Here is a 17,523-nt window from a genome sequence, read left to right as displayed (position 1 = left end):
CGCCGCGCATTACGTCGGCGCCGGTGCGCCGACCTGGGCGATGGCCGGACGCAGCCTCGACAAGCTGAAATCCGTGCGCGACGCGATCGGCGCACCCGCGGATACGCCGCTGATCGTGGCGGATGCGTCCGATGCGGCCTCGCTGAAAGCGATGGCGGAGCAGACGATGTCCGTCATCACGACGGTCGGTCCTTACCAGCTTTACGGCGAGCAACTGCTGGCTGCCTGCGTCGCCACCGGCACCGATTATTTCGATCTCTGCGGCGAGCCGATCTGGATGCGGCAGATGATCGACAAATACGAGGCGGCTGCCAAGGACAGCGGCGCGCGCATCGTGTTCTCCTGCGGCTTCGATTCCGTGCCGTTCGAGCTTGGCACGTTCTTCGTGCAGGAAGAGGCCAAACGCGTATTCGGCGCTCCGGCCTCGCGCGTGAAAGGTCGCGTGCGCGACATGCGCGGCACGCTCTCGGGCGGCACGGCGGCGAGTGCCAAGGCGACGTTCGATGCGGTTGCCAAAGACATGAGCCTCGTTGCGATCCTGAACGATGCTTTCGCGCTGACCCCTGGCTTCGCCGGTCCGAAGCAGCCGAGGGGTAACAAGCCGCTGATCGAGGAGGATCTGAATTCCTGGGCCGCGCCGTTCATGATGGCGCTGATCAACACCCGCAACGTCCATCGCTCCAACATGCTGATGGGCTTTCCCTACGGCCAGGACTTCGTCTACGACGAGATGGTCCTCACCGGTCCTGGCGAGAAGGGCGAGGCCAACGCCAAGCGCGTGATGGCCGCAAACGCCGAGAAGACCGGCCCGAGCGCGCCGAAGCCGGGCGAGGGACCTTCGAAGGAGGAGCGCGAGAACGGGCTGTTCAATCTGCTCTATGTCGCGATCGCGCCCGACGGCCGCATGGTTCGCGCCGGTGTGACCGGCGACCGCGATCCCGGCTATGGCTCGACCTCGAAGATGATCTCCGAATGCGCGATCTGCATGCTGCGTGACGCCAGCGATGTAGCGGCCGGGTTCTGGACGCCGGGCGCGGCGATGCAACACAAGCTGATCAAGCGGCTGCGGGACAATGCCGGGCTGACGTTCGAGGTGGAGGCTTAAGGTCTACGATCCGTGTCTGCGAAGTTCGACATCGTCGTCTACGGCGCGACCGGGTACACCGGTCAGCTCGTAGCTGAGTATCTCGCCGCGCATTACGTCGGCGCCGGTGCGCCGACCTGGGCGATGGCCGGACGCAGCAGAGGCAAGCTTGCCTCCGTTCGCGATGCGATCGGCGCGCCCGCGGACACGCCGCTGATCGTCGCCGACGCCGCCGATCCGGCGTCGTTGCGGGCCATGGTCGATCAGGCGAAGCTGGTCGTGACCACTGTCGGCCCCTATCAGCTTTATGGGTCCGATCTGCTGGCGGCCTGCGTCGCCGCTGGCACCGATTATTTCGATCTCTGCGGCGAGCCGATCTGGCTGAAGCAGATGATCGACAAGCATGAGGCGGCGGCCAAAGCGAGCGGCGCGCGTATCATGTTCTCCTGCGGCTTCGATTCCATGCCATTCGAGCTCGGTGCGTTCTTCGTGCAGGAGGAAGCAAGGCGCGTGTTCGGAGCGCCGGCGTCGCGCGTCAAAGGGCGCGTCCGCGACCTCAGCTGGAAGTTCTCCGGGGGCACCTCCGCAAGCGCAAGGGTCACCTTCGAAGCCGTCGCGCAAGATCTCAGCCTGGTCTCGATCCTCAAGGACCCTTTCGCCTTCACGCCTGGATTTGAAGGGCCCAAGCAACCGCGCGGCAACAAGCCTGTTTTCGAGGAGGATCTGCAATCCTGGTCCGCCCCGTTCGCGATGGCGACGCTGAACACACGCAACGTCCATCGTTCCAACATGCTGATGGGATTCCCCTATGGCCGGGATTTCGTCTACGACGAGATGGTGCTGACGGGTCCGGGCGACGAAGGCCAGGCCAATGCGAAGCTCGTCATGGCCGCCAATAGCGAAAAGACCGGCCCCAAGGCGCTGAAGCCCGGCGAGGGACCATCGAAAGAAGAGCGCGACGCCGGTCATTACGACCTGCTCTATGTCGCGATCGCGCCCGACGGCCGTCAGGTTCGCGCAGCAGTCAAAGGCGATCTCGATCCCGGCTACGCGTCAACCGCCAGGATGATCTCGGAATGCGCGATCTGCCTGCTGCGCGATGCGCCTGACGTCCCGGCCGGCCTCTGGACGCCGGGTGCAGCGATGCAGCACAAGCTGATCAGGCGACTCGTCGACCATGCCGGGCTGAGGTTCGAGGTGGAAGGCTAGCACTTCCTTCGCCTCGCCCCGCTTGCGGAGAGAGGCCGACAACCTCGGCGGCGCAATTGCGCGCCCGAGCGTGGCGGGTGAGGGGGACTTTCCGCTCACCGTTTTTGCCGAAGCAGCCCCTCACCCCAACCCTCTCCCCGTAAGAACGGGGAGAGGGGGAAGAAAGAGCTACGCCGCCCGCGCATCATACGCATACATGAAATCCATGCCCTTCGCGCCCAGCGGCAGCAGCAGTTTGATCATCTGATTGCGCATCCATGCACCGGCTGCGCTGAACTCGCGCTTGTTGTTGCCGTTGCGGCGGGCAATGGCGACGATCTTTTCCGCGCGGGGTCGCCGCTCGGCCTCGAAGGCTTGGAAGGTCGCCGTCAACTCCTGACCCTCCTGCATCAGCCGGGCGAGCCGCATCGCATCTTCCAGTGCGAGCGAAGCTCCCTGGCCGGCATGCGGGCTGGTCGCATGCGCGGCATCGCCGATCAGGAGCGAGCGCTTGCGTGACCAGGTCGCCAAGGTCGCGACGTCGAGCGTGTCGGTGACCACGATGTCGTCGGCCGCCTCGATGATCGCGGGGATCGGATCGTGCCAGCCATGATGGAAGCCGCGCAGATGCTGCTTCAGCGTCTGTGCGTCGAGGGCGCGAAACATCGCGGCGTCCATGCCGTGCGCGGGCTGCGTGCTCCACCACATCACGCCGTCCCTGGGATCGGGGCCGCAATAGCCGTAGCCGAAGAAGCCGCTCTGTCCGAACGTGGTCTCGACATGCCGGCCGATGGCCCTCCCGTCGAGGACGGCGTGCGGCACGAAGCCGCCGAAGCCGATCAGGCCGGTGTTGAAGGGCTTGGGGCCATCAGGCACGACCTGGCGCCGCGCGATTGAATGCACGCCGTCGGCGCCGATCAGGAAGTCGCCCTCGGCGGTGGTGCCGTCGGCGAAATAGGCGATGACAGGCTGGTCGCCGCGATCCTCGACCTTGATCAGGCGCTTGTCGAAATAGAGCGAGACGCAGGCGCACCAGGCCTTGTCGATCAGCATCTCGTTCAGCGTGGCGCGGCAGACATTGACGGCGGGCTGGCCGAAGCGCCGTTCCATGTCGCGATTGACCGAGCCGAGCCTTCGGCCTTCCTGCGAATAGAAGTCGAAGGACTCGGCGATCGAGCCGCGGCTGATCAGTTCGGCCGCGAGGCCGATCTCGTCGATGACATGCATGCCGTTCGGCGCGATCTGGAGGCCGCCGCCGATGCCCTTGGAGTAGGGCCAGGCTTCGTAGATGGCGGATTCGATGCCGGCGCGGCGCAGCAGGATCGCGGCGACGGGGCCGGCAATGCCAGCGCCGATAATGAGGGCCTTGCGGGGACGATGAGGCATTGGCTTGCTCCCGACGTTTCCGTGATGCTAGGAGGAATTACGGTCACTAAATCTCTTAGTGACTAAGATATATATCGACTAAGATATGAGGTGAGCGTTGTCAAGGGCAAAGGCGCGCGCGGCGTTGCTGGGGGAGTTGGAAGAGGCGATGCGGCGGTCGTCCGCGCAGGGCGTGCTCTATGGGCAAGCCGTCGCGAACGTGGCCGGAATTGCCAATTCCGACCTCGAATGCATGGACATTCTCTATCTCGAGGGACGTGTCACGGCGGGCCGGCTCGCTGAGGTGACGGGGCTGACGACTGGCGCCATCACAGGCGTTGTCGATCGGCTCGAGAAGGCGGGTCTGGTACGCCGCGAGCGGGATGAGACCGACCGCCGCAAGGTTTTCATCGCCGTCGTGCCGGAAACCGCGATGAAGATCGGCCAACTCTACGTGCCGATGCAGCAGGCGATGGAGAAGGTCTTCAGCGCCTATACCGATGAAGAGCTGCGCCTGCTGCTGCGTTTTGCCAATGAGGGCTACAAGAGCATACTTGCTGCGACCGCGGCGCTGAAGGGGCTGATCGACACGCCGCCCGAGAAGCGGCCCGCACTGAAGCTCAAGCTGACGAAGCGTCCTTCTCAGAGCTGATCTTGTAGGCCTGCGCCGCCGCCATCATGCCCCACATCGAGCCGAGCATCATCCAGAAGTGGCGCCAGTGATCCGTGTCGATCACAAAACTTTCGCCGACGGTGCCGACGAAGGCCGAGAACATCGCGAGATAGGCGCGCTGCCAGGGCACGCGCACGAAGATGTGGCGGAAGCCCATGATGACGGTGGTGAAGACCAGCGCCGGATAGCACACGCCGGAAAGCCAGCCGCCGGACATGAAGGCGTTCAGGTAGGAGTTGTGGGTGTCTTCGGGGAAGAAGCGGTGGAATTGCAGCGGTCCGATGCCGAACGGCAGATCGAGCGCCATTTCCGCACCGAGGATGTGCCGGCCGAACCGGCCGAAGCGGCCCTCGTCATAGCTCTGGTCGAAGCTCGCGCGTTGCTTGAACATCTCGGCGACGGAATCGAACGACAGCAGCACCGCGATCAGCGCAAGGCCCAGCACGACCGCGACGATCGCCATGATGATGATGCGCGAGCGCTGCGCATTGGTGCGGCTGGTCAGCACCATCAATGCCAACATGAAGGCCGAGGTCAGGATCAGCCCGCCCCAGGCGGCGCGGGAGAAGGCGAGCAGGATGGCCAGCGACATGATGCCGAAGGCGATGGCGTTGCGGAACGCTTTCGCGAGCTTGTCCGTAACCACGCTCTGAAGCGCAAACAGCGCCGGCAGGATCAGGAACGCACCAAGCACGTTCGGGTCCTTGAAGGTGCCGCGGGCGCGCTCGTAGAGCGTCAAGAGATCGTGGCCGCCGGGAACGAGATTGAAATAGCCCGCGATGGCCGAGAGCGAGGCGATCATCGCGCCGACCACGAGACCACGGCGCAGCATGTCGAGCCGGGCCGCCGTGTCCTCGGAGGTGACCATGGCGAAGAACATCACGGTGACGGCCATGTACCAGGAGGTCGCGATCCAGCTTGCGACCTCGGATTGGTCGAGCAGCGGAATCGCGCTGACGGTGTAGCCGACATTGAGCAGGACCAGGGCGAGCAACAGCGGCATCAGCACGAGCCGCAGGCGCAGGCCGGTGGCGAAGAAGGCGACGGTGGCGAGCAGCGTCACGATCTCGTAGGGGCTCGGCTCGATGAAGACGATCGCGCCTGATGCGCCGACCAGCCAGACCAGCGCGCGCTGGAGGGCGAGCACGCCGGGCGCAGCCGGTACGGCTACGTTCACTTCACCGGCTGTTGCCGCATACGCCATCACACGCTCACGCTACTCGTGCACACAACTTCCGCTGTCATGCCCCGGCTTGACCGGGGCATCCAGTACTCCGTGTCGTTCGTGGCAGTCTCTACTGCCGGTGGTTACTGGATCGCCGGGTCGAGCCGGGCGATGACAGTGAGACTTGGGTCAGCAAACTTCAATACGCGTTCTCGTTCTTGGTCAGCAGCGAGAGCGGCGTTTTCAGGAGAATGACGAGATCGAACAGTACCGACCAGTTCTCGATGTAGTACAGGTCGAACTCGACACGCTTCTGGATCTTCTCTTCATTGTCGATCTCGCCGCGCCAGCCGTTGATCTGGGCCCAGCCGGTGATGCCGGGCTTGACGCGGTGGCGGGCGAAATAGCCGTCGACGGCTTCGTCGAACAGCCGGCTCTGGAGCTTGCCCTGCACCGCGTGCGGACGCGGGCCGACCAAAGATAGGTTGCCTGAGAACACCACGTTGAACAGCTGCGGCAGTTCGTCGAGGCTGGTCTTGCGGATGAATCGGCCGACGCGGGTGACGCGCGGATCATTCTTGGTCACCACCTTCGATGCCGTCGGGTCGGCCTGGTGGTGATACATCGAGCGGAATTTATAGACGTCGATGCGCTCATTGTTAAAGCCGAACCGCTTCTGGCGGAACAGGGCGGGGCCGGGACTGTCGAGCTTCACCGCCAGCGCCACCAGCGCCATCACGGGAAGGGCCGCGAACAGCGCGAGGCTGCCGACGACGCGGTCGAACAGCCATTTCATCACCAGATCCCAATCGGTGATCGGCGCCTCGAACACGTCGAGCGTCGGCACCTCGCCGAGATAGGAGTAGGAGCGGGGCCGAAAGCGCAGCTTGTTGGTGTGAGCGGAGAGGCGGATGTCGACCGGCAGCACCCAGAGCTTCTTCAGCATTTCCAGGATGCGCGTCTCCGCCGAGATCGGCAATGCGAACAGCACGAGATCGACGCGGGTGCGGCGCGCGAATTCGACGATGTCGTCGACCTTGCCGAGCTTGCGCGCGCCGGCGCAGGTGTCGAGCGCGCGGCTGTCGTTGCGGTCGTCGAACACGCCGAGCACGTGGATATCGGAATCCTCCTGCGCCTTGAGCGCCTCGACCAGCTGCTCGCCGTTGCTGTCGGAGCCGACGATGATGGTGCGGCGGTCGAGCCGGCCCTGGCGCGCCCAGTTGCGCACCAGCGAACGGAGGATGAGGCGCTCGGCGACCAGCGCAGCGAGGCCAAGGAAATAGAAGGCGGCAAGCCACAGCCGCGAGATATCGCTGCCGAACTTGGCGAAGAAGGACACGCCGATGAACAGCAGGAAGACGAACGACCAGGACGAGATCATCCGCGTCATCTGCCGGAGCTGGCCGCGGAACAGTTGCACCTGATAGATGTCCGCGGCCTGGAAGCAGACCACGGCGGCGACTGCGACGGCGACGATCTCCAGCGGATAGAGCCAGCTGAAGCCGGTATGCGGCATGACGTAGCTGAGATAAACGGTCATGCCGACCACGCTCAGCAGCACGAAATCGATCACGCGCACGATGCCGGCAATCACGATCGGCGAATAGGCGCGGGCGACTTTCTGATTGACGACCTCGAGCGCAGCCGGCGTCAGGCGGCGACGGCGTTCGACGAAAGCTGTTTCAGCCGGCTTGGCCGCGGCGCTGGTCGCGGCATCGAGCATCGAGCGTGCGTTGAGCGGTTCCACGGGCGTCCACGTCCATTCCAAAAACCCGTGGGCAGCGGCCTCGTGCCCCGGGCATGCATCCCCTGGCACCTCGATTATCGGACAAATCGGAAGATTCTCTAAAGCCGCCTTAAGGATGGTTAATGATTGGCAAATGCGTCGCGATAACCGGCGAGCACGCCGTCGACCATCGCCTGCTGGGAAAAATGCGCGGAGATGCGCTCGCGCAAGGTCGATGCGCGCTGCGCGGTCGCTTGCGCATCGTCGAGCGCGGCCGTGATCGCCTCAGCCATCGCCTCGGCATTGCTGGCCGGGAACAGTGACGGGCATTCGCTGCCAAAAATCTCCGGGATGCCGCCGACGCGCGCTGCGATCATGGGAATGCCGGCTGCGCCGGCCTCGATGACGACATAGGGCATGGAATCGCCACGCGAGGGGACGACCAGCAATCGCCCCTTGGAAAAGCCGTAACGCGCCTTGACGTGGCCGATGAACCGGATCGCGTCGTTCAGGCCGAGCCGCTCGACCTGCGCCTTCAGCGCCGCCGTCTCCTCGCCGTCGCCGCCGAGCGTCAGCGTGACTTTCTTGCCGCCCTCGCGCAGCCGTGCCACCGCGTCGACCAGGAGGTCTGCACCCTTGATGTGCCTGAACTCGCCGACATAGCAGAGGTCGGTGGCGTCATCGGCGATGACGACAGGTTCGAACTCCTCCGGCGTCACACCATTGAAGACGCAATGCACCACGCCCTTGGGCGTACCGACGATGCGCTGGTAGGTGTCCCGGGCAAAGGCGCTCTCGAACAGGAACAGGTCCGTCGCGTCCATCAGCGAGCGTTCGAGGCGGGCGTAAAATTCACCCTTCAGGGTGTTGAGCGGATAATGCAGCGAGCCGCCATGGGGCGTGTAGATGCGGATGGTGTCGTCGGTGCGCCGCCGCATGCGAAGGAAAGCGCCGGCCTTGGCGCCGTGGCCGTGCAGCACGTCGGGCTTGAGCGTGGCGATCAGGCGGCGCAGGCGCAACCACACCAACAAATCATCCGGCGAGGGTTCCCGGCGAATCGCCATCCGATGCACGCCGAGCTTCAACCGCGGCGCAAGTTCGGCCAGCGCCTTGTCCGCGCGCTCGCCACCGGTGAGGCTATCGGCGAGAATCCCGACGTGATGGCCGCGATCAACCTGGCCATTGGCGAGGTCGAGGATGTGCCGGAAGATGCCGCCGACGGGCGCGCGTACGGCGTGCAGAATGCGAAGCGGCTGGTCGGGAGAGGGGGGCATGATCAAAACCAGCGCACGGAGCCGGACAATGTTCTCGAAATATCGAGATGGATTAAGGGCCCTCGTGGTTAACAAAAGATGACGACTGCGCCTGCGTCGCCTGCCGGAGGTCGTGATTAACCCAGCGGCAACCTTAATGGAGTGTAATCGGCCTCATTGAGGTACACGAGTGGCGTTGCCCTCCGGGAGTGTTCGATGCGTTTAGCGTTCTGGCGTGCCGGCAAGGACAAGGCCGTCATCGAGCGGGCCGTTTCGAAGGCCAAGCTTGAGGCCAAACCCAAACTTGAAGCCAAGCCTGCGTCTGATGCTGCGAAGCAGGCGTCGGTCGAATCCGGTGATATCAATCTGCATGCGCTGGGCGGCGCGCTCGCGCGGAAGCGCGGCTGGATCATCGTGCCGACGGTGTTGGTCCTCGTCGCCTCCGTCGCCATCGTCAATCTCATCACGCCGCGCTACAAGTCCGAATCGCGCATCCTGATCGACGGGCGCGAGAACGTCTTCCTGCGGCCGAGCAGCGATCGTAGCACCGAGGAGCGGCAGGCGCTCGATCCCGAAGCCGTGACCAGCCAGGTGCAACTCGTGCTGTCGCGCGATCTCGCACGCGAGATCATCAAGAAGAACAAGCTGGCCGAGCGGCCGGAATTCGATCCGGTGCTGCAGGGCATTTCGCCGCTGAAGCAGCTCGCGGCACTGGTCGGAATTGTCCGCGACCCGTTCTCGATGACGCCGGAAGAGCGTGTGCTCGATGCGTATTATGATCGTCTTCAGGCCTATGCCGTCGACAAGTCGCGCGTGATCGTGGTCGAATTCCAGTCGCAGGATCCGGAACTGGCCGCGCGCGTCGCCAACTCGATTGCCGACGGCTATCTGGTGCTCCAGCAGAATGCGCGCCAGGACCAGGCGCGCAACGCCAGCCAGTGGCTGGCGGGCGAGATCGACAATTTGCGCAAGAAGGTCTCCGACGCCGAAGCCAAGGTCGAGGACTTCCGTTCCAAATCGTCGCTGTTCATCGGAACCAACAACACCACGCTGTCGAACCAGCAGATGGGCGAGGTCAACACCCAGCTCAACAATGCGCGAGCGCTGAAGGCGGACGCCGAGTCCAAGGCGCGCCTGATCCGCGAGATGCTCCAGAGCGGCAAGCCGATCGAAGCATCGGAGGTCGTGAACTCCGAGCTGATGCGGCGGTTGTCGGAGCAGCGTGTGACGTTGCGCGCCCAGCTCGCCGAACAATCGTCCACGCTGCTCGGCAATCATCCGCGAATCAAGGAGCTCAAGGCTCAGCTGAGCGACCTCGATGGTCAGATCCGCGATGAGGCCGCCAAGATCTCGCGCTCGCTTGAAAACGACGCCCGGATCGCCGGCGGCCGCGTCGATGGCCTGACCGCGAGCCTCGATCAGCTCAAGAAGCAGGCGACCTCGACCAACGGCCAGGATGTCCAGCTCCGGGCGCTCGAGCGCGAAGCCAAGGCGCAGCGTGACCTGCTGGAGACGTATCTCGGCAAATACCGCGAGGCCAGCACGCGCGAAAGCATCGACGCGCCGGCGGAGGGGCGGATCATTTCGCGCGGTATCGTCTCCAACACGCCGGCCTATCCGAAGAAGCTGCCCATCGTCCTGATCGCGACGCTGGCGACGCTGCTGCTGTCGTCCGGTCTCGTCGTCACCGGCGAGTTGCTGCGCCAGACCGCGCCGCGCGCCGTGGCGACGCTCGCCCCGGCGGCGGCTCGTCGCGAGCCTGTCGTCGTCGATCAGGTCGAGATGGATCCCGCGCCACTCCAGCCAGAGATGATTGTTGATGCCGAGGCCAGCGAATTCGCCGAGATCGGGCAACTGGCCGAGCGCCTGAGGGCTGCCGGAACCAGCGCCAAGAAGGTCACCGTTCTCGGGACCGCATCAGGGGACGCGATCACGCTGTCGGCGCTGACGCTCGCCCGCCATCTGGCACGCGAGGCGCGCGTCGTCGTGGTCGATCTCGCCGCGTCCTCGCCGACGATACCGGCGGTGTCGGTCGATCCGACGGCGCCCGGTCTTGCCGAGCTGATGCAGGGGCAGGCCTCGTTCGCTCAGATCATTACGCGCGACAAATTCTCGCGGCTGCATCTCGTCTTGGCCGGTCGTCCAGGCTTCGACCATAGCCTGCTCCAGTCGCCGCGGGTGACGCTCGCAATCGATGCCTTGATGCGGGCTTACGATTACGTGCTGCTCGACGCCGGTGGCGCTTCAGAGCTGCCCGCAGAACTCTTGACGACGAACGCCCGCGCGGTCGTGGTCCCCGACGCCTCCATGGAGGCTGATGCGCGTACGCTCATGTGCGAACAGCTCAAGGGCGTCGGCTTCAGCGAGGTGACGATGTTGAGCCGGCCCGTGCAGCCGTCGGATGCCGGCGAGACACCGCGCGTGGTCGCGGCGTAGGCTATTGGTTCTGAGTCTGAGCAAGCGCCTCGTCCTTCGAGACGACCGCTTCGCGGTCTCCTCAGGATGAGGCTTGGCCAATTCTGCGTCCGTTGAAACTGTCGCCGCGAATTCGGCCCTCATCCTGAGGGCCCGCCAAAGGCGGGCGTCTCGAAGGATGCGCCGCGGGGAGCATCTCCCGAGCGAGAATTCCTACCCGAACGCCTGCCTTAGCCGTCGCGCCAGGTCGAACAGCATCTGGTTCTGCTTCACCAGGCGCTTGCCGTGGTTGATCGAGGACATCGCCATGGCCGCAAGCCTGCCGCGCGGGGTCAGGGGCACGAAACTGTCGAAGATGTCTTCGTCGGCCTTGCAGAACATGCGCTTGTAGTCGTCCGATCCGATGCCGAGATCGAGGGAGCGGTAGCCGCGCTCGCCGTAGCGGTCGATGATGTAGCGCATCAGGATCAGGCCCGGACTGTAGCGGGCGTGCTCCGACATCGTGTAGGTGTTGAACATCATCGAAAAGCGCTGTCCGTCGGCGACACCGGCGAAAATCGCGATCACTTCCGCGTCGCATTCCAGCGCATGAATGTCGATGACGCGGCCGTCGCCGCGCGGCGCGAGGCAGGCACTGCGGATGAATTGCTCGACCCCGGGCTCGGCGAAGACGTTCGGCAGCTTCTGCTCTGCCATTCGCGCCGGTTTGACGCGGAAGAACCAGTCGAGCAGGCGGGTGACCTCAGCGTCGGTCGTGGCGAGGTGATAGCGGTAGCCGGCAAGCGCATGGAGCTTCTTCTCCTTGCTCTTGAGCCGGCGGCGGAAGGAGTTGCTGATCCGCGAAGCGGGTGGGCCGCCCGGCTCCATCACCAGCACGGGGCAGCCGTTGATCGCGCTCTGCTGTGGCAGTAAGGCGAACGGATTCTGCTGATCGTGCCAGCGCTTCGGCTGCTGCATCAATGCGAGCACGTCGACCCTGTTGCGCAGTGGTGCAATCAGCGCGTCGAGGTCGGTGACTTCGGCCTGTGCGGCGAAGTCGGCGTTCCACAGCCCCATGTTGAAGGTCGTGTGCTTGCCGCCCATGAAGCAGGCCGTGCGCACGCCGTGGCTCTGGCGCAACGCCAGCGGAAGCAGCGCGAGCGGGATCTGCTCGGCATCACGTGCGATCACGACGAAGGGGCGGGCGCCTTCGCGCTCCCCGACCGATCGTTGCCAGGTGCCGAGGAGATCGAACCGCTGATAGGGCGTGAAGAGGTGACCGGGCTCCTCGAGCGCGCGCCAGACCCTCTCGGCTTCACCGAGATCGGCGACGATATCGACATGCGCAATCCGGCTCGCTTTGGACCGCGCGGGCGATTCTGCCGTCCGGCTTTGCATCGCCGCAGCCATGGTCATTCGCGAAACCTGTCGAGAAAGCTAAAAATACGTATTTCGGCCTGTGGCCGACCTTTGCAAATAAATGTCAACAAAGGGTAATGACAATGGGTCAGGGAACAGGCCGCCGGCGAACGCGAAGGTGGGACATTGGCATCCGACGACAGTTGGCTGGAGCGGTTGCAGCTGGAACTGGTCTGGTTCTCGGGCCAGCCCTTGCTGCGCAGCCGCGGCGCGGGGGCCATCCTGCGCTTCGAGCACGTGCGGCCGCGGCGGAGCGGCGCGTTCCAGCCACTGCGCGAACACGAGGTCACGCCGCAATTCCTCGATCGCGCCATTCGCGCGCTGAAGCGCTGGAATTACGACCTTCTCGGTATGGACGAGGTTTGCCGGCGCGCGGTGACGCTGCCGGAGAAGCGGCGGTTCGTGGCTCTCACCTTCGACGGCGCGCCCAAGGACTTCATCAGCTTTGCCTATCCGGTGCTGGCGCGCCACGCCGTGCCGTTCACGTTATATGTTCCGACTGCCTTTCCCGACGGCGTCGGAGAGGCGTGGTGGCTTGGGCTCGAGCGGGTGATCGCTCGCGAGAGCCGCGTCAGCCTGATGATGGGCGACAAGGAGCAGCGTTTCACCGCCGCTGACAATGCCGAGAAGTACGCGCTGTTTTCGCATCTCGAGGGCTGGCTGCGCTCGCTGCCGCCGGCGGATCTGTCAGCCGCGATCGCCGATCTCTGCACGCGCTACAGCATCGATCTCGCCGCACTCTCGCGCGAGGCGTCGATGGATTGGGAGGATCTGACGAGGCTGGCTGCGGATCCGAATGTCACGATTGGCAGTGCGACCGTGAACTACCCCAGCCTCGCCAACATGAAGGATGCGGCGGCGCTGCGCGAGATGACGATGGGCAAGGCGGTGGCGGAAGCCGCGTTTCGCCGTGAGATCCGTCACTTGGCATATCCGTTCGGCGATCGGTCCTCGTTCCGGCGCAGCCACGTCGTGATGGCGGAGGAGGCCGGCTTTGCCAGTGCGGTATCGACGATCCCGGGCATCGTGGATGCGGAAGGGCGTACCAATCTATGCGCGTTGCCGCGGATCTCCTGGGACGGGCGGGTGCGTTCGCTGCGTATGATGCGGGTGCTGGTGTCGGGCGTCGCTTTCGCGCCGGTGAAACCGACGGGCAGCGCTACGAGCTAGATTTCGCCCGGTCCGGACGCTGCATCCAGCTCACGATCGGCATGGCCGGAAGCACCCAGCCCATGCCGACCACCACGTAATAGATCGCCTGTCGCCAGCCGGACTCGGCGATCCACGGCATCTGCGCCGCTGCCATGCCGAGCAGGGCCCAGACGGTGGCCAAAACCAGAAGCAGGATGGCGCCAAGGAACTTGCGGGTGCGGATCGTCATGGCAGGGACTTGCGGCTTTCGCGTAACTTGCACTGCGGGAGCCGGGGACTATAAGGGGCGCGCAGTCTGGTTCAAGTGGCCTGGCACAAGGCTTGGTTTTGTCCCTGAAATGACAACGAATTCCGCCCTGATCAACCCGCATCGCGCCGTGCGCTGGTGGCTGATCTCCGTAGCCGCGCTGATCGCGCTGATGGTCCTGGTCGGCGGCGCGACGCGGCTGACGGAATCCGGCCTGTCGATCGTCGAGTGGAAGCCGGTTACCGGCAGCGTGCCACCTCTGTCGGAGGCGCAGTGGACCGACGCCTTCGAGGCCTACAAGAAGATCCCGCAATATCGCGAACTCAACGCCGGCATGAGCCTGTCCGAGTTCAAGCAGATCTTCTGGTGGGAATGGAGCCACCGGCTGCTCGGCCGCTTCATCGGCATGGCCTATCTGCTGCCGTTCCTGTTCTTCCTGTGGCGCGGCGGCCTGTCCCGTGAGTTGAAGCGGCGGCTGTGGCTGCTGTTCGCGCTCGGCGGCCTCCAGGGCGCAGTCGGCTGGTGGATGGTGGCCTCTGGCCTCTCCGAGCGGGTCGAAGTGTCGCAATATCGGCTCGCGACGCATCTGGTGCTGGCGCTGCTGATCTTCGCCGGCATCGTCTGGACGGTGCGGCGGCTCGCCGATCGGCCGCAGCTCGCGGTTCCCGCGCGCCTGCGGTTCACCAGCGCGGCGCTGGTCTTCCTGACCTTCATCCAGATCTATTTCGGAGCGTTGGTCGCGGGCCTGCGCGCTGGACGCGCCTACAACACCTGGCCGCAGATCGACGGCGCATTCATTCCGTCGGCCGAGCGGCTGTGGTTCGAGACGCCGTGGTGGCGCAACATGTTCGACAACGTGCTGACGGTGCAGTTCGAGCACCGCATGACGGCTTACCTGCTGTTCGTGCTGGTGGCGCTGCATGCGTTCGACGCGGTACGCGCGCGAGCAGGCTCGGCGGCGCGTGGCGCGCTCTGGCTGTTTGCGGCGGTCAGCTTGCAGGTGGTGCTCGGCATTCTTACGCTGCTCAATCAGGTGCCGATCGATCTGGCGCTCTCGCACCAGGCGGTTGCGATCGCCGTGTTGACTTTGGCGGTGATGCAGGCGGAGCGGCTCGCTGCGCGGCATTCGGCTGAGGCGCGGCCGCGCGCGGTACCTGTGGGACAGCCAGGCTGATCAGATCAGCAATACCCGTAGATGCCGCACGAGTAGGGCAGGCGCCAGAAATAATCGACCTGCTTCCCGCCGTAATACGAGCCCTGATAGTCGTAGTCCCACGGGCGGCCGTAATAGCCCGGCAGCGTATGCGAGCCCGGCAGCAGCGGCGTGCCCGGCAGGTTTCTGATGTAGCTGCCGATGCCATAGGCCGGCGAGATCAGCGCATCCGGATCGGTTTCGACGTAGACCTTCGGTGGGTCCTGCGGCGGCGCTGCGGCCCGTCGCTTCGGATGGGCGGGCAGGTCGGCGGCCGTTGCAGCTGAGGCCATCAGCATTACTGCCAGGGCGGGCACCATCCAGCGCAGCATCGTCGGCTCCGAATCAAAGGGGCGATCCAAGCACGATGTATGCGGCAGATATGGTTAACGACTGTTAACCGCGGCGCATCCGGCGCACTCGCGCGGGCTCGGCCGATCAGGCGGGGAACGTCCTGACCGGGGTGACGACCGCGTCGAACTGAATGCTCACCCTGTTCTTCAGAACGTGCTGAATGACTTCCGTTTCCGACCGCTCGAAAAACTCGTCCCAGTTCGCGGCCTGACCGAACTCTCTCGCGAAATCGATGTCGGTGAATTTTCCCAGGAAGAGGGCTGTGACATCAGACTCGCTGTTCTTCGCGAGCACGTGCTTTTGTCCTGACTTTCTCATCGACAGGCCGATCATGCGGAGCGCCTTGTGGACCAGCGTGCTGTCATGAAACAGGATGATCGCGTCGCTCTTCATCAGCGGCAGCGTCCACAAGAAGTCCCTGAAGCAGGCGATATCGGTGTGCTCGCCATCGATGAAGGCGATCTCGAAACTGTTCTCGGCGCCTTGGACGGCATCGACCGAGCCATCGAACGTCGTCAGCTTGGATGTCGGGACGCCCCGAGATACCAGATTGTTGATCATCGTCTGGTGCGTAATGCCGGAATAGTCGTACTTGGCTCCGCGTTCGTCGGGTTGTTGCCGGCCCCGTTCATCGATTGACAGGACTGCTTTGCAGGCGGGGTCCAGCAAGAACGGGGTGAGGCTGCCGCCGAGATAGGAGCCGATCTCAACGTAAGAGAATGATCCCAGGACTCGCTTGGCGAGCGCAATGGTCTGCAACAGGAACCGTCTATCGTGAGCGCTGGTCTGGGAGGGAATTGGAAAAAGCGTTCCGATATCCGGTACGGCGATATTCATGGCCATCCTTGCGCAGTCGCGACACCACGATCGGGTCGAGTCGTGGATTGGTGGGCGACTGTGGCAGCGGAAGCTGGCGCGGAGCCTTCGGCAGGCGCAGCGCCAGATTCCGGTGCGAATGGACGGCTCGAAGCTCGCTACGCCAGCGCCTGCTCGAGGTCAGCGATCAAATCTTCCTTGTCCTCGATGCCGATCGAGAGCCGCACCACGTCGGGGCCGGCGCCGGATTTGGTCTTGGCGGCGTCGTCGAGTTGGCTATGCGTCGTCGAGGCCGGGTGGATGACCAGCGAGCGGGTGTCGCCGACATTGGCAAGGTGCGAGAACAGCTGAAGCTTCGAGACCAGGCTGACGCCGGCGTCGTAGCCGCCCTTGAGGCTGAAGGTGAACACCGCGCCAGCGCCCTTCGGCGCGTATTTGCGGGCGAGCTGGTTGTACTTGTCGCTGGCAAGGCCCGCGTAGTTCACCGAGGCCACCGCCGGATGCCCGGCGAGGAATTCGGCGACGGCCTTGGCGTTGTCGCAGTGCTTCTGCATGCGCAGCGGCAGCGTCTCGATGCCCGTCAGGATCATGAAGGCATTGAACGGCGACAGCGCCGGCCCGAGGTCGCGCAGGCCGAGCACGCGGCAGGCGATCGCAAAGGCGAAATTGCCGAACGTCTCTTGCAGGCGGATGCCGTGATATTCGGGCCGCGGCTCCGACAGCATCGGATATTTGCCGCCGGTGGACCAATCGAAGGTGCCGGCGTCGACGATGATGCCGCCGAGCGAGTTACCGTGGCCGCCCAGAAACTTCGTCAGCGAGTGTACCACGATGTCGGCGCCGTGATCGATCGGGCGGATCAGATAGGGCGAGGCCAACGTGTTGTCGACGATCAGCGGCACGCCGGCCTTGCGTGCCACCGACGAGATCGCCTCGATGTCGGTGATGCTGCCGGCGGGATTGGCAATGGACTCGATGAAGATCGCCTTGGTGCGCGGCGTCACGGCGCGCTCGAAGCTCGCGATGTCATCAGGATCGGCCCACACCACGTTCCAGCCGAAGCTCTTGAACGCATGCGTGAACTGGTTGATCGAGCCGCCATAGAGTTTTCGCGCGGCGATGAACTCGTCGCCGGGCTGCAGCAATTGCTGCAACACCACGACCTGCGCGGCATGGCCCGAGGCGACCGCAAGCGCAGCCGTGCCGCCCTCGAGCGCGGCAACGCGCTCCTCCAGCACCGCGTTGGTCGGGTTGCCGATGCGGGTATAGATGTTGCCGAACGCCTGCAGGCCGAACAGCGAGGCGGCGTGATCGGCGTCGTTGAAGACGAACGAGGTCGTCTGATAAATTGGAGTCGCGCGCGCACCGGTGGTCGGATCGGGCTGTGCACCGGCATGCACGGCGAGGGTGGAAAATCCCGGAAGGCGATCGCTCATTGATACGTCCTGTTCTTGTGATCTGAAATCGCGCGGCATGCTGATCGGCGCCGTGCCCG

Annotated in this window: 15 protein-coding genes; 6 read left to right on the top strand and 9 right to left on the bottom strand. The window is 64.5% G+C overall.

The features are described 5' to 3' along the window. Positions 1–1,105: saccharopine dehydrogenase NADP-binding domain-containing protein (locus tag Q0687_RS00655; RefSeq protein WP_298870865.1), on the top strand; the 1,105-nt coding region annotated here is incomplete at its 5' end. A gap of 12 nt (positions 1,106–1,117) precedes the next feature. After that, positions 1,118–2,293 (top strand): saccharopine dehydrogenase NADP-binding domain-containing protein, encoded by a 1,176-nt coding sequence (locus tag Q0687_RS00650; RefSeq protein WP_298870863.1) that lies wholly within the window; start codon positions 1,118–1,120, stop codon positions 2,291–2,293. A 168-nt stretch (positions 2,294–2,461) separates the two neighbouring features. Here the strand turns inward: Q0687_RS00650 and Q0687_RS00645 are convergent, their stop codons facing one another. Continuing rightward, a complete protein-coding gene (locus Q0687_RS00645; RefSeq protein ID WP_298870861.1) occupies positions 2,462–3,658 on the bottom strand; it encodes an FAD-dependent monooxygenase in 1,197 nt (398 codons plus the stop codon). A 148-nt stretch (positions 3,659–3,806) separates the two neighbouring features. Between Q0687_RS00645 and Q0687_RS00640 the strand changes: the two genes are divergently transcribed. Continuing rightward, positions 3,807–4,289 (top strand): MarR family transcriptional regulator, encoded by a 483-nt coding sequence (locus Q0687_RS00640; protein ID WP_298870860.1) that lies wholly within the window; start codon positions 3,807–3,809, stop codon positions 4,287–4,289. Here the strand turns inward: Q0687_RS00640 and Q0687_RS00635 are convergent. The 3 genes from Q0687_RS00635 to Q0687_RS00625 all read right to left on the bottom strand — a co-directional run bounded on the left by Q0687_RS00635 (position 4,258) and on the right by Q0687_RS00625 (position 8,475). Further along, complete coding sequence (locus Q0687_RS00635) at positions 4,258–5,514, bottom strand: O-antigen ligase family protein (protein ID WP_298870857.1); 1,257 nt, start codon at positions 5,512–5,514, stop codon at positions 4,258–4,260. The genes Q0687_RS00640 and Q0687_RS00635 overlap by 32 nt on opposite strands. A gap of 160 nt (positions 5,515–5,674) precedes the next feature. Continuing rightward, entirely contained in the window at positions 5,675–7,222 is a 1,548-nt protein-coding gene (locus tag Q0687_RS00630) for an undecaprenyl-phosphate glucose phosphotransferase (protein WP_298870854.1), read from the bottom strand. Positions 7,223–7,341: 119 nt separating this feature from the next. After that, on the bottom strand, positions 7,342–8,475 hold the full coding sequence (locus Q0687_RS00625; RefSeq protein WP_298870852.1) for a glycosyltransferase family 4 protein: 1,134 nt from the start codon (positions 8,473–8,475) through the stop codon (positions 7,342–7,344). A 195-nt stretch (positions 8,476–8,670) separates the two neighbouring features. Between Q0687_RS00625 and Q0687_RS00620 the strand changes: the two genes are divergently transcribed. After that, positions 8,671–10,890: an exopolysaccharide transport family protein gene (locus Q0687_RS00620; RefSeq protein WP_298870850.1), complete on the top strand. Its 2,220-nt coding sequence runs from the start codon at positions 8,671–8,673 to the stop codon at positions 10,888–10,890. Positions 10,891–11,082: 192 nt separating this feature from the next. Here the strand turns inward: Q0687_RS00620 and Q0687_RS00615 are convergent, their stop codons facing one another. Further along, positions 11,083–12,264 (bottom strand): GNAT family N-acetyltransferase, encoded by a 1,182-nt coding sequence (locus Q0687_RS00615; RefSeq protein ID WP_298870847.1) that lies wholly within the window; start codon positions 12,262–12,264, stop codon positions 11,083–11,085. A 129-nt stretch (positions 12,265–12,393) separates the two neighbouring features. Here Q0687_RS00615 and Q0687_RS00610 point away from each other — a divergent pair, with 129 nt between their 5' ends. After that, on the top strand, positions 12,394–13,437 hold the full coding sequence (locus Q0687_RS00610; RefSeq protein ID WP_298870844.1) for a polysaccharide deacetylase family protein: 1,044 nt from the start codon (positions 12,394–12,396) through the stop codon (positions 13,435–13,437). On the opposite strand, the gene Q0687_RS00605 is transcribed toward Q0687_RS00610, so the two are convergent. Further along, a complete protein-coding gene (locus Q0687_RS00605; protein WP_045003154.1) occupies positions 13,427–13,648 on the bottom strand; it encodes a DUF2842 domain-containing protein in 222 nt (73 codons plus the stop codon). The two genes, Q0687_RS00610 and Q0687_RS00605, sit on opposite strands and share 11 nt — an antisense overlap. Before the next feature lie 109 nt (positions 13,649–13,757). Here Q0687_RS00605 and Q0687_RS00600 point away from each other — a divergent pair, with 109 nt between their 5' ends. Continuing rightward, complete coding sequence (locus Q0687_RS00600) at positions 13,758–14,840, top strand: COX15/CtaA family protein (protein WP_298870834.1); 1,083 nt, start codon at positions 13,758–13,760, stop codon at positions 14,838–14,840. 5 nt (positions 14,841–14,845) lie between these two features. On the opposite strand, the gene Q0687_RS00595 is transcribed toward Q0687_RS00600, so the two are convergent. The 3 genes from Q0687_RS00595 to Q0687_RS00585 form a co-directional block, all read right to left on the bottom strand. Then, on the bottom strand, positions 14,846–15,190 hold the full coding sequence (locus tag Q0687_RS00595; RefSeq protein WP_298870832.1) for a hypothetical protein: 345 nt from the start codon (positions 15,188–15,190) through the stop codon (positions 14,846–14,848). Between the two features lie 106 nt (positions 15,191–15,296). Continuing rightward, positions 15,297–16,055 (bottom strand): class I SAM-dependent methyltransferase, encoded by a 759-nt coding sequence (locus tag Q0687_RS00590; protein ID WP_298870829.1) that lies wholly within the window; start codon positions 16,053–16,055, stop codon positions 15,297–15,299. A gap of 131 nt (positions 16,056–16,186) precedes the next feature. Further along, a complete protein-coding gene (locus Q0687_RS00585) occupies positions 16,187–17,464 on the bottom strand; it encodes an O-acetylhomoserine aminocarboxypropyltransferase (RefSeq protein ID WP_298870827.1) in 1,278 nt (425 codons plus the stop codon). Positions 17,465–17,523 lie beyond the last annotated feature (59 nt).

This window comes from uncultured Bradyrhizobium sp. (genome assembly GCF_936928535.1).
GTDB lineage: Bacteria > Pseudomonadota > Alphaproteobacteria > Rhizobiales > Xanthobacteraceae > Bradyrhizobium.
This window is presented reverse-complemented; position numbering and strand designations above follow the sequence as displayed.